Source organism: Caenimonas sp. SL110 (assembly GCF_001044395.1).
Classification (GTDB): domain Bacteria; phylum Pseudomonadota; class Gammaproteobacteria; order Burkholderiales; family Burkholderiaceae_C; genus Ramlibacter.
On record NZ_JANU01000001.1, the window covers coordinates 82,893 to 94,817 of the forward strand.

The 11,925-nt window shown below is 62.9% G+C and carries 10 protein-coding genes; 8 read left to right on the forward strand and 2 right to left on the reverse strand.

All coding sequences use genetic code 11. The features are described 5' to 3' along the window. Nucleotides 1-87: 87 nt before the first annotated feature. Together AQ12_RS00390 and AQ12_RS00395 are read left to right on the forward strand one after the other, a co-directional pair. A complete protein-coding gene (locus AQ12_RS00390) occupies nucleotides 88-549 on the forward strand; it encodes a CesT family type III secretion system chaperone (protein ID WP_048437861.1) in 462 nt (153 codons plus the stop codon). 17 nt (nucleotides 550-566) lie between these two features. Continuing rightward, nucleotides 567-2,273 (forward strand): hypothetical protein, encoded by a 1,707-nt coding sequence (locus AQ12_RS00395; protein WP_152682612.1) that lies wholly within the window; start codon nucleotides 567-569, stop codon nucleotides 2,271-2,273. Nucleotides 2,274-2,291: 18 nt separating this feature from the next. On the opposite strand, the gene AQ12_RS00400 is transcribed toward AQ12_RS00395, so the two are convergent. After that, complete coding sequence (locus AQ12_RS00400) at nucleotides 2,292-3,458, reverse strand: mandelate racemase/muconate lactonizing enzyme family protein (protein ID WP_048437863.1); 1,167 nt, start codon at nucleotides 3,456-3,458, stop codon at nucleotides 2,292-2,294. A gap of 128 nt (nucleotides 3,459-3,586) precedes the next feature. On the opposite strand from AQ12_RS00400, the gene AQ12_RS00405 reads away from it, so the two are divergent. From AQ12_RS00405 to AQ12_RS00430, 6 genes are all read left to right on the forward strand, one after another. Then, nucleotides 3,587-4,483, forward strand: a complete 897-nt coding sequence (locus tag AQ12_RS00405; RefSeq protein WP_048437864.1) for a LysR family transcriptional regulator — start codon at nucleotides 3,587-3,589, stop codon at nucleotides 4,481-4,483. Beyond that, nucleotides 4,480-5,349 (forward strand): alpha/beta fold hydrolase, encoded by an 870-nt coding sequence (locus tag AQ12_RS00410; RefSeq protein ID WP_048437865.1) that lies wholly within the window; start codon nucleotides 4,480-4,482, stop codon nucleotides 5,347-5,349. The genes AQ12_RS00405 and AQ12_RS00410 overlap by 4 nt, the downstream gene beginning before the upstream one ends. A 117-nt stretch (nucleotides 5,350-5,466) precedes the next feature. Then, on the forward strand, nucleotides 5,467-9,192 hold the full coding sequence (locus AQ12_RS00415) for a Calx-beta domain-containing protein (protein ID WP_048437866.1): 3,726 nt from the start codon (nucleotides 5,467-5,469) through the stop codon (nucleotides 9,190-9,192). A 44-nt stretch (nucleotides 9,193-9,236) separates the two neighbouring features. Next, on the forward strand, nucleotides 9,237-9,998 hold the full coding sequence (locus AQ12_RS00420; protein ID WP_048437867.1) for a UPF0149 family protein: 762 nt from the start codon (nucleotides 9,237-9,239) through the stop codon (nucleotides 9,996-9,998). Between the two features lie 77 nt (nucleotides 9,999-10,075). Continuing rightward, complete coding sequence (locus tag AQ12_RS00425; RefSeq protein WP_048437868.1) at nucleotides 10,076-10,378, forward strand: hypothetical protein; 303 nt, start codon at nucleotides 10,076-10,078, stop codon at nucleotides 10,376-10,378. 6 nt (nucleotides 10,379-10,384) lie between these two features. Further along, nucleotides 10,385-11,152: a pseudouridine synthase gene (locus tag AQ12_RS00430; protein ID WP_048437869.1), complete on the forward strand. Its 768-nt coding sequence runs from the start codon at nucleotides 10,385-10,387 to the stop codon at nucleotides 11,150-11,152. Here the strand turns inward: AQ12_RS00430 and AQ12_RS00435 are convergent. Further along, the gene (locus AQ12_RS00435) at nucleotides 11,124-11,906 is read right to left on the reverse strand and encodes an alpha/beta fold hydrolase (protein WP_048437870.1); all 783 of its coding nucleotides are present in this window, start codon (nucleotides 11,904-11,906) and stop codon (nucleotides 11,124-11,126) included. The two genes, AQ12_RS00430 and AQ12_RS00435, sit on opposite strands and share 29 nt — an antisense overlap. Nucleotides 11,907-11,925 lie beyond the last annotated feature (19 nt).

The following is an 11,925-nucleotide window of genomic DNA, read 5'->3' on the forward strand; positions in this document are numbered from 1 at the left end:
GACTCGCACCGGTTTGCTTGGGGGCGGATTGCCACCTGCAAACCAAGCGAGTGTTCTTCATTCATCCCGTATCCAGAGACCACCGACATGCCGTATTCGAGTTTCAGGCAATTCGCAGCCGCGCTTTGCGATGTCGCTGGTATTGCGGTTCCCGAACTGACGCCGGACTCCAACGGGCTCGTTGCATTCCACGTTGTGGTCGATGAGGTGATCGTGAATCTCGCCCAGCTCGACATGGCCAACAACGATGAGGCCTTCATTCTGGTCACGTTCGGTGCGGCGCCCCAGGACCAGGAACTCGAAGTTCTCCGGGTGATGGGCGATGCCAATTTCACCATGATGTCCGCCGGCTCGCCCGTGATGTGCCGCGACCCCGATTCGGGTGAGGTGATCCTGCGTAAATCGATATCACTTGGCGCAGTTGACGCACGAAGCGTTCTCGATTCGATCGTCCAGCTGGCGCAACTGGCCAGGCACTGGCGCGCCGATCCCACCCTCGCGCAGATTGCTGAACGCGATGCAGTGTTCGACCCTCAACGTTTCGCTTGAATGACAGGCAAGAGATCATGTCCCCTCATTCCCCGACTCCACCAGGTTCTCCCTCAGCTGCCCGATCTGCGGCCCGCCGCCAGCTTCCACGCGATGACGAGTCCGTCATCGATATTCCAGGGAGTGGTTCGCCCGGGGCAGACGATCCGGCTGCCGATGCGGATGCGGATGCGCAGGCGGCAATCCGGCAAGTGCGCAGAACCTGCACCTCACGGCTGTGCAGCCGCGTGGCCAGTGCATTTGCCAGCGTAGGCGGCGCGAGTGTCGCTACGGGTGTGCGCGACACGATCTTTCAGGCGACGGGCGGATTGACCGCCCAGGCGCTCAGGGCAGCTTCGATCAGTGCCATGGGCGAGCGGGGTAATCCCGTCTACAACTCGGGAGGCGCCCTCAGCATCGGATTGAATCTCCTGGTCGGTGTGCCTTTTTTGATCTACGCGGGCTACCGGACCGGGCTCATTCTTGCCAATGCCGCGCCGCAGGCGTGGCGCGGCGAGTCCGCCAGGACAGGCATCCGCATCGCGGGCTTCGTTCTGGTTGCCGTCGTTCCGCTGGCTGCAGCCGTGAGCCTGGCCTTGACTGTCGAGCAACAAGAAGAGGATGCCAACGCGGACCAACTGTTCGAGTTCTTTGCATTCATCGCGGCTACCAACGCTCGCTGCGCAGGCCAGATCTTTCGGGATGCACAGAACCACCTGAGCCGCGGCTTGATGCCGGTCGCGGTCATCACTGACCGCGATGGACATGGCATGGCCGACTCGCCGGACTACACCCGTTATCACTGCCTGCGCCTGGGGACGTTGACGGCTGTTTATTTCTGCATGGTCCTGTTTTACCGGTGGGTCGGGCAGACCTCCTTGCAGGACGCCTATGGATTGCCGGTCTCCAGGCGAGGTTCTTTCGGCGAAGTCTTCGGCTCGAACATGGGGCTGGTCACCGTGGCCGCCATCGTCGAGGGGATCGACGGCATCATGGGGCCCCTGGTGCAGCGGCTGGCCCTGAGCAAGGTCGGTGGCACGGTGAGCTACTCGCCGGCGACGGGTGAGTTCCTCAGCCTGTTTGCGACGCGCGAAGCCGCCAGCCAGAGCCTGGACATTGTCATCGTCAATGGCTTCATGCGGACCTCCTTTTTCTTCCTCGTCGATCCGCTGGCGGCATTCGCGGCCCGGGCGCCCATTGGAAGCGCCCTGCGCGTCGGATTGCAGGGCGTCGCCGTGGTTCCCCATGCCGCGTCGGAGGCACGGGGGCACGTGGCGCAGCGCTGTCTTGCAGAAGAAGACCGCCAGCGCATGGAACAGGAGCGGCGTGAGTTCTTCAACGAGTATGGCGTTCAATACAACAGCGGCGAACCCAGCGTGGTGTCAGTGGCATCGCAGCAGCGCATGAGGCACGTGCGGCAACCCAATTCGGAAAATGTTTTCGATCGCCATCCCGAAGCAGTGGTGACCTGGCATTCTTCACCCCGAACGCAGACCGCCTGGCCACCCAGTTTTCAGCAGAGTCTCAACTCGGAAGACGCGATGCGAAACATCCGGGTCGACGGTGTCGATGCGCAGGACGACATGTCGGCCAGCAGGTCGAATTTTCCACCGCTGGGCACAACACCCCGCCCCAGTGCCAGTGTGGGCGGATTGCCGATGCACATGCACCTGTCAGACCCGGAGCGCTTCGTTGAACGAAAGATTCCCGAAGCACCACGGCGCCCGGCGCCGCGCAGGAAGTGAGTTCGGCCTCTCGCCCGGTCACATCCCCGAGAGCGCGCGCATCTCGCTGATCAGGTCAGCCTTGCCCTCGAAGCCGATGCCCGGCAGGTCCGGCATGACGATGTGTCCGTCTTCGACACGCACACCATCAGGAAAGCCGCCGTAGGGCTGGAACAGGTCGGGGTACGACTCGTTTCCGCCCAGGCCCAGGCCAGCTGCGATGTTCAATGACATCTGGTGGCCGCCATGCGGGATGCAGCGGTCCCAGCGCCAGCCGTTTTCCTTGAGCATGTCGAGCGTGCGCAGGTATTCGACCAGGCCATAGCTGAGCGCGCAGTCGAACTGCAGCCAGTCGCGGTCTGGCCGCATGCCGCCGTAGCGAATAAGGTTGCGCGCATCCTGCATCGAAAAGAGGTTTTCGCCTGTGGCCATCGGATGCGGGTAGTGCTCGGCCAGCCGGGCCTGCAGTTCGTAGTCGAGTGGGTCGCCTGCTTCTTCGTACCAGAAGAGCTTGTAGTCGCGCAGGGCCCTGGCATAGGCGATGGCCGTTTCCAGGTCGAAGCGGCCGTTGGCATCGACTGCCAGCCGGCAGCCCGTGGGAAGCATTCGCAGCACGGCTTCGATGCGCTTGCAGTCATCGGCCAGCGGTGCACCGCCGATCTTCATTTTCACGACGTTGTAGCCGCGGTCGAGGTAGCCCTGCATTTCGGCGGTCAGGCCTTCAATGCCTTTGCCGGGGTAGTAGTAGCCACCGGCTGCATAGACGAACACGCGCGGGTTGGCCTCCAGGCCGCGCTGTTCGGCCAGCAGGCGGAACAGGGGTTTGCCTGCGATCTTGGCGACGGCGTCCCACACGGCCATGTCGATCGTGCCCATCGCGACCGAACGTTCGCCGTGGCCGCCGGGCTTTTCGTTCTTGAACATCGTCGCCCAGACCTTGTGCGCATCGAGGTTGTCGCCGGCCTCGTTGATGAGGCTGGCTGCGTCGGCTTCCATGATCCGGGGGATGAACCGCTCGCGCATCAGGCTGCCTTGCCCGTAGCGACCGTTGGAGTTGAAGCCGTAGCCGACAACGGGCTTGCCGTCGCGGATCACGTCGGTGATGACGGCCACGAGGCTGAGCGTCATTTTGGAAAAGTCGATGAAGGCGTTGGCGATGGGGGAGGCGATGGGAGCGGTGCGCTCCCTGATTTCGACGATGCGCATGGTGGTGTAGGTCCGTGTTTTCTGGGGATGGCTTGTACGGTAAGAGGGCAATGGTGCCGGGTTTTGTGCCATCGCTGAAGTGCTAATATTTCGCGTCAGCCATTCCATGATGAGATGGCTGATTCCTGATGCGCCACTTCGACCCCGTCTCCCTGCGCCTGTTCATCGCCGTCTGCGAAGAACGCAATATCGCTTCCGCTGCACAGCGCGAGGCGATCGTGCCCTCTGCTGTCAGCAAGCGCATCAGCCAGATGGAAGAAGAGTCGGGAACGCAGTTGCTCGAACGCGGACGTCGCGGCGTTTCCGTGACGCCAGCCGGGGAGGCCTTGTGGCGCTATGCACGGGAGTCGCTCGCGCTGCTCGATCGCATGCAGGCAGAGCTGGGCGCCTTTGCCGACGGCGTGCAGGGGCATGTGCGTGTGTTTGCGAGCATGTCCGCCGTCGCGCAGTTCCTTCCGGAAGATGTGGCCGTCTTCGCGCGCAAGTACGAGAAGGTTCGCGTGAGCTTTGAAGAGCGCGAGATCTGGGAAGTGGTGCGCGGCGTGGAAGAGGGCAGGGCCGATATCGGCGTGTGCTGGGATGCGGTCGATCATCGCCGGCTCAAAACGTTTCCCTATCGCCAGGATCATCTGGCCGTGGTGCTGCATCCCAAACATCCGCTGGCGAACAGGCGGTCGGTGTCGTTCGAGGACACCATCGACTTCGAGCATGTGGACATCGTGGCGCGCAGCATCATGAAGGCGACGCAGCAAGGCCACGCCGCTGCCGCCGGCAAGCGCATGCGCTACCGTATCCAGGTATCGACGGTCGATGCCGCCTGCCGCATCGTGGCCGCCAATCTGGCTGTGGCCATCGTCCCGCGTGAAGAAGCGCAGGCGCTGCAAAAGCAGCTGGGCTTGACCGTCATACCGCTTTCCAATGCGTGGGCCAGGCGCAGGTTCGTGATTTCCGTGCGCGATGAGAAGGCACTCAGCGTGCCGGCGCGCCTGCTGGTCGAGTCTTTCAGAAAGAGTTCGAAGAAATGAAGTTGCCCGATCTGCCTGCGCAAGCCGCTCAACTGCTGGAAAGCGCGCGTCGCGTCGAGACACCGTGTGGGGCCGGCAAGACCGTCTGGCATATCTGGGGCGATGACAGGGCAGGGCTTGCGCCGGTGGTGCTCTTGCACGGCGGCAGCGGCAGTTGGACACACTGGCTGCGAAACATTCCCGCGATCGTCGCGTCCGGCCGTATGGCTGTGGTCCCGGACTTGCCGGGCTTCGGCGACTCGGATGCACCGCCCGGTGGCGGCGACGCCGATGCCGTTGTCGCACCGATTGCGTCAGGACTGCGCGAACTCTTCGGCGAAGGGCCTTTCGACCTGGTGGCGTTTTCGTTTGGCAGCCTCGTGGCCGTCTTGCTGGCAGTGCAACACCCGGAGTTGGTCAGGAGCCTGGCGATGGTCGGCGCTCCGGTCATCCCCCTGAAGCGCGCACGCGGTCCGGGGCTCAAACCCTGGAGCCGCAATTCAACGCAGCACGAGCGCGAGGTCATACACCGCCACAACCTGGCTGCCTTGATGCTGCATCGCGCCGAGTCCATTGATGAACTGGCAGTCGCACTGCAGTCGGCGAATGTTCCCAGGGACCGGATGAGAGGCCGATCGCTGGTCACGACCCACGCTTTTCGTGATGCCGTCAGCCTTGTGCAATGTTCGTTCAGCGCGATCTATGGGGAGCAGGATGTTTTGTATCGCGGGATGTGGGATGAGGTCGGCGAGGCGCTTGCGTCGGGCGCGCGCTACGAGGCAATCGCACTGATTCCGCAGGCCGGCCATTGGGTGCAATTCGAGGAGGCGGCGCGCTTCAATGCGTGGCTGTTGAGCTGGCTGACCGGCAGTCGGACGCCTGAATGAGCGCATAAGTACTGTCGTGCCGGCGCATCGCGTTGGTGCGTCACGCATCTTGGGCACACCCAAGGTGCACGAAGCTGGGTAACCTTCGCGGCCTCACTTTGTTGCACGAGTCACCCAATGCCAATCTATATCCGCGCCTCCGACGTTTTTATCAGCGAGAACAACGGTCCTGCCTTTGTGACGGTTTCGCTCAGCGAAGCAAGCGCCAGCCAGGTGACGGTCGGCTATGAGATCGATTCGGGTACGGCCAGCTATGGCTCTGACTATGTGTTTACCAGCGGCACACTGACGTTCGCGCCGGGCGAAACCAGCAAGACCGTTCAGGTGACGATTGCTGGCGACGTGCTGGTTGAGTCGGCCGAATTGCTGTACTTTTCGATGTACAGCCCGGTCAACGCGGTCATCGACCGCACATCTTCCAGCATTGTGGTCGTCGATAACGAGACCCCAACCGCTGCACCTGCGAACGGGCTTTCAACCGTCTCGGTGCAAGACATCGTGATTGATGAAAAGGCCGGGACCGCGACATTCCTGGTCAGGCTGGATCGGCCAGCGACCGGTTCGGTGCAGGTGGACTACGCCACCGCCGACATGACCGCCATCGCAGGCAGTGACTATGTCTCCACCTCGGGCAGCCTGGTTTTCCAGGCTGGTCAAACTGCCCGGGTCGTCACGGTGGCGCTCATCAATGATTCGGGCGTCGAAGCAGCCGAGCTTTTCAAGCTGATGCTGGCGAACCCCGTCGGCGTGCTGATGGGCGACGCGACAGGGGTGGCTCGCATCGACGCCAACGATGGGCCAACGAGTGTCAGTCCATCCATCCACGCGAGCGATGTCTTTGTGAGCGAAGCCGATGGCGTCGCCTATGTCACCGTGTCTTTGAGCTCACCCAGCCTGTCGCAGGTTTCGGTGGACTATGAGCTCGACTCGGATACGGCCAGTTATGGCTCGGACTATGTGTTCCACAGTGGCAGGCTGATCTTTGCGCCTGGGGACACCAGCAAGCAGATCGCCGTTGCCATTCCCAACGACACGGGCATCGAGCAGACCGAACTGCTCCACCTTTCTTTGTACGGCGCGGTCAATGGCGTGATCGATCGCACGAGTTCCAGCATCGTCATTGTGGACAACGAGACACCCGTTTCGGCTCCCCAGGGCACGGCTCCTGTGGTTGGCGTACAGGATCTTGTCGTGGACGAAGCAGCGCAGATGGCCCAGTTTGTCGTACGCCTGGACCGGCCGGGCACTTCCACCCTGACGGTGCAATATGCAACCGCCAACATGACGGCCACGGCGGGCGACGACTACGTTGCGCAAGCTGGAACCCTTGTTTTTCTCGCTGGCGAAACTGCCAAGACCATCAGCGTGCCTATCCTCAATGACGCGACATCCGAGGCCGGCGAGCTCTTCAAGCTGGTGCTGTCTGGTGCGACGGGCGGCACGGTTGGGGACGCCACTGGCGTGGCCCGGATCGATGCCAACGATGCGCCGGCAACGGCAATGCCAACGATTGCGGCATCCGACACCCAGGTCAGCGAGGCGGACGGCCTGGCGTATGTGACGGTCTCCCTGAGCGCACCCAGCCTCTCGCAGGTGTCCGTTCAGTTCGAGCTCGACTCCGATACGGGCGCGTATGGCTCCGACTACATTTTCCAGAGCGGCACGCTGGTGTTTGCCGCTGGCGAGACCAGCAAGCAGTTGGTCATCGGCATTCCCAACGACACCACGGTGGAACAAACCGAACTCGTCCAGGTGAACCTGTACGGCGCAGTCAACGGCGTCATTGGCCGCACCCATGCCAGCATCTCCATCATTGACAACGAAACGCCCGTCGCCGCCCCACAGGGTGTCGCACCCGCTGTTTCGGTGGCCGACCTCGTCGTCGATGAGGCAGGGCAGATGGCGCAATTCGTGGTGCGACTCGATCGCCCCGGCACCGACGCCGTGACGGTGCAATATGCAACAGGCGACGGGACCGCGACGGCCGGCACCGACTACGTCGCGCAGACCGGGACGCTGGTGTTCCTGGCTGGCGAAACCGCCAAGACGGTGAGCGTTCCGATCTTCAACGACGGGATCGCCGAATCCAGCGAACTCTTCAAGGTCGTGCTATCGGGCGTCAGCGGTGGCACGCTGGGCGACGCGACAGGCTTTGCGCGAATCGATGCGAATGATTCAGCCGCGAGCAGCAACCCGTTGATTTCTGCCTCCGACGTGTATGTGAGCGAGGCTGACGGCCAGGCTTTCGTGACGGTGTCGTTGAACGCGCCCAGTCTGTCTCAGGTGTCGGTGAACTACGAGCTGAATTCGGACACGGGTGCGTATGGCTCCGACTACATTTTTACCAGTGGCACCTTGTCTTTCGCTCCGGGTGAGACCAGCAAGCAGGTGGCTGTGGGTATCCCCAACGATGCGGTAGTCGAGCAGACCGAGCAGGTGCAGTTTTCCCTGTACGGCGCTGTCAATGGCTCAATCGGTCGCAGCAACGCGCACATTGCAATCGTCGATAACGAAACGCCGGTCGCTGCCCCGCTGGGCGGCGCGCCTGCCATATCGGTTGCCGACCTGGTGATTGACGAGTCGGGGCAGGTCGCCCAGTTCATCGTGCGCCTGGACCGGCCTTCTGCGGCAACCGTGTCGGTGCAGTACGCCACGGCCGACGGGTCTGCCTATGCGGGCAGCGACTACGTTGCGCAATCCGGTGCGTTGGTGTTCCTGGCCGGTGAGACCGCCAAGACGGTGAGCGTCCCCATCATCAACGACACCGGCCTGGAGTCCGATGAAATGTTCAAGCTGGTGTTGGGCTCCCCGTCCGGCGCCACGATTGCCGACAACGCCGGTGTGGCGCGAATCGAGGCGAGCGACGCGCCGTTTACGGCCAACCCGGTGATCCATACGTCCGACATCTATGTGGCGGAAGAAGACGGGATCGGCTACATCACCATGTCGCTCAACGCGCCGAGCCTGTCCCTGGTGTCGGTCAATTACGAGCTCTACTCAGGGACTGCGAGCTACGGCGCCGATTACGTGTACCAGAGCGGAAAGATCGCCTTCGCTCCCGGTGAGACGAGCAAGGTCGTGCAGGTCAGCATCGTGAACGACGTCACCGCAGAGCCGCTGCAGTCACTCACCATCCGTTCGTTCGGCGTGGTCAATGCCACGCTCGATCGGCCTGATGCGACGATTTCGATCCTGAGCAATGACGAGCCCACGAATTCGGCCGATTACTTCCGTCATGTGAAGGCGGGTAGCGCCGGCCAGTCGAACCTGTTCGACCTGGGCGCCTCACCCACCAACGACTTTGTGTTCGGCACGCAGGACATCGATACGGTGTCATATACCGGGCCGCGCGCGGCGCATTCGCTGTTTCATGTGGGCGACATCTACGCGATCTACAAGAACGATGGTTCGCTGGCGATCGACGCCATGGTGAATGTCGAGCGTCTGTCGTTCACCGACACACGGGTGGCGCTCGACCTCGATGGCAACGCGGGGATCGCGGCCAAGGTGCTGGGCGCCGTCGTCGGCACGGCAGCACTGCCTTCGATCGTTGGCATCGCCCTGGGCGCACTCGACGCCGGCATGAGCTACGAAACGCTGATGACGTATGCACTGGAGGCACGCCTGGGCGCGGGCGCTTCCAACGGCGCAGTGTTTGATCTGCTGTACACCAACCTTGCGCATTCAGCGCCATCGCAGGCCGACCACAATTACTACACCGGCTTGCTGGACGGCGGCTACCTGACCCAGGCGCAGATGGGCGTGATCGTTGCCGAGTTGCCCTTGAACGCGATGAACATCGGGCTGGCGGGCTTGCACGAAACGGGTCTCGACTACGTCTGAGCCACATCGAAGGCGGTTGTACGTCGCTCGTACAATCGCCTTCGATGAATGAGACCGAAACAGGCAGTGCGCCCCTTACCGCCGACGAATTTGACGCACAGGACGCAGCGCTCGACGCGATGCGCGAGCACGATGACGAAATCCCGCAGTGGGAGTTCTGCGAAGGATTCCTGGCGGCACTGATCTGTTCGCGCCGATCCATTGAACCCGACGAGTACTGGCCGGTGCTGCTGGGCGACACGTTCCAGCCGATGGGCCAGATGGAATTCGTCTTGCGATGGAAGCGTCGCTGGGCCGAAGTGGCAGCCTCGCTCGATGCGCCGGTTGAGCAACTGGACGACGATCGCACCTATCAGCCCGAAGTGCTCGATACGCTGGGCGCGGTGCTCTCGCTGCCTGAAGCCGAACGCGCGGACACGCCACTGGACACGCTTCCTGCCTATGCGCAGGTTTGGGCCATCGGTTTCATGTACGCCGTGGAAAGCTGGCCCGAAGACTGGGCCGCGCCGCGCGATGCGCAAGCCGCAGCGATGCTCGACGACGCCTTGTCTGCGATCGTTGCCTTGACCGAGGGTGATCGCGGCAAGCCGACCATTTCGATGTTTAGCGAAGAGGGTCCTCCCAGCATCAGCGAAGAGCGGCTGGATGACTTCGGAGCTGCGATCTGGGCGGTGTACGACCTGCGCCAGTTATGGAAGAGCCTGGGTCCGCGCGTCGAACAGGCCCGCCGCGCTGACACGCCGGGGCGCAACGATCCATGCCCCTGCGGCAGCGGCAAGAAATTCAAGAAGTGCCACGGGGCGTGACGCCTGTCGAGCGCTGCCGGACCCTGCCGGACGTGCCGCGCAGCTAAGATCGAAACCCACATCGACGAGGAGTTGCCATGCGTGTTGTTCTTGCCCTGATCGCGGCCGCTTTTGTCTCGGGCTGTGCTGTCGTGCCGCCGCAGGCATGGTCATACGACCCAACCCAGCCGCAGCCCAAACCCGTGATTGCTTCTGCCGATGCCGTCGCCCTCAGTGAGCGCACCGCGCAACTGCAGTTGCAGCGCAACGAGATTCGCACGCGCATCGCCAATGAGCCGAATGTGTGGATGCGCCAGGTGCTCTACGCGCAGCTGCACGCGGTTGGCATGCAGCTGTCCCCGCTCGAGCGGCGTGTTGCGCGTTACGACCAGGCCCGCTGATCCGCAATGCAGCTGCAAGAGATTCTCTACTCGCAAGGTTTCGGCACGCGCCGGGTCTGCGCGGGGCTGGTACAGCAAGGCCATGTGACGGTGGGCGGCGAGCCGGTCACCGATGCATCGCGCGACTTCGATCCGCAGGGTCTCGCGTTCACGGTTGGCGGCGTGCCCTGGAGCTATCACGAACTGGCTTACCTGATGCTGAACAAGCCCGCAGGCACCGAGTGTTCGCAAAAGCCTTCCACCTATCCAAGCATCTATACATTGCTGCCGGCACCGCTGCGCCAGCGGCCGCAAAAGGGCGCAGTGCAGGGCGTGCAGGCCGTCGGCCGGCTGGACCAGGACACCACCGGATTGCTGCTGCTTACCGACGACGGCCAGTTCATCCACCGCATGAATTCACCCCGGCATCATGTGCCCAAGGTGTATGAAGTCGGAACCAAACACCCGGTGGATGAAAAACAGGTCGCACGTCTGCTCGAAGGCGTGGTGCTCGACGACGACCCCAAGCCGGTTCGCGCGGCCGCGTGCGAGAAGACCGGCGAGTGCGCTTTGCGCCTGACGCTGACCGAGGGCAAGTACCACCAGGTCAAGCGCATGCTGGCCGCCGTGAGCAATCGTGTCGAGACGCTCCATCGTTCGCGCATCGGTGACCTTGTGCTGCCTGCGGACATGTCGCCCGGTCAGTGGCGCTGGTTGTCGCAGGCAGACCTGGATGCATTGAAGCCGGTGAAAGCACCGGCGCCGGTCAAGGCAGCTGCGCCAGAAACTCAGTGATCAGTTCAATGGTCTGCCCGGGTTGGTCGCGATGCGGCGAATGCCCGCACGCCTGAAGCACCACCTTGCGAAAGTTTCCAAGGGTCGGCGCGATTTCGTCGATCTGGACCAGCGTGCCGTACGCGTCATCCGCGCCCTGCATCGCCAGCACCGCGGCCTTGATCTGCCGGCAGTCGGGGCGGATGTCGAACGCGCGAAACTCCTGGCTCAACCAGACGTCATTCCACTGCCAGAACGCCACGTCCACATCGCGGTGGAATCGCTGGAGGCGCTCGCGCAGGCCTTCGGTTTCGAACGCGCCGCGAATCTGCTCGATCGACTGCACCGACAGCTCTTCAACAATCACATGCGGCGCCATCACGATGCAGGCGGTTGCGCCGACGTGCGCCGCGTGGAGCAGGGCGATGGTTCCGCCGTCGGAGTGGCCCAGCAGCACCGGCGACTCGATCTGCAACGCTTCCAGCAGCGCTGGCAGGACTTCGAGTGCCTCGCGGTGCATGTAGTCAGCTTGCAGGCGTCCGCTGCTGCGCACATCGGGGATGCCCTCGGACTGGCCGTAGCCCCGGCGTGAGTACACGACGCCTGCGCGCCCCGTCGCCGCGCATACTTTCCCGGGCCAGTCCCGCCACATCGCCACCGAGCCCAGTCCTTCGTGGAGGAAAATGATTGGAGCGAGGGCAGCGCCGGAGTTTGTGGCAGGGGCTGCGATCTGTTGCACCTCGAGCCCGACGCCTTTGACCTGAACAATTTGCATCGAAAGGATGTTACCGGGG

What these genes read in the sequence shown, in the direction of transcription:
- AQ12_RS00390 (WP_048437861.1), top strand. Translation starts at nt 88, where the DNA reads ATGCCGTATTCGAGTTTCAGGCAATTCGCAGCCGCGCTTTGCGATGTC.
- AQ12_RS00395 (WP_152682612.1), top strand. Translation starts at nt 567, where the DNA reads ATGTCCCCTCATTCCCCGACTCCACCAGGTTCTCCCTCAGCTGCCCGA.
- AQ12_RS00400 (WP_048437863.1), bottom strand. Translation starts at nt 3,458, where the DNA reads ATGCGCATCGTCGAAATCAGGGAGCGCACCGCTCCCATCGCCTCCCCC.
- AQ12_RS00405 (WP_048437864.1), top strand. Translation starts at nt 3,587, where the DNA reads ATGCGCCACTTCGACCCCGTCTCCCTGCGCCTGTTCATCGCCGTCTGC.
- AQ12_RS00410 (WP_048437865.1), top strand. Translation starts at nt 4,480, where the DNA reads ATGAAGTTGCCCGATCTGCCTGCGCAAGCCGCTCAACTGCTGGAAAGC.
- AQ12_RS00415 (WP_048437866.1), top strand. Translation starts at nt 5,467, where the DNA reads ATGCCAATCTATATCCGCGCCTCCGACGTTTTTATCAGCGAGAACAAC.
- AQ12_RS00420 (WP_048437867.1), top strand. Translation starts at nt 9,237, where the DNA reads ATGAATGAGACCGAAACAGGCAGTGCGCCCCTTACCGCCGACGAATTT.
- AQ12_RS00425 (WP_048437868.1), top strand. Translation starts at nt 10,076, where the DNA reads ATGCGTGTTGTTCTTGCCCTGATCGCGGCCGCTTTTGTCTCGGGCTGT.
- AQ12_RS00430 (WP_048437869.1), top strand. Translation starts at nt 10,385, where the DNA reads ATGCAGCTGCAAGAGATTCTCTACTCGCAAGGTTTCGGCACGCGCCGG.
- AQ12_RS00435 (WP_048437870.1), bottom strand. Translation starts at nt 11,906, where the DNA reads ATGCAAATTGTTCAGGTCAAAGGCGTCGGGCTCGAGGTGCAACAGATC.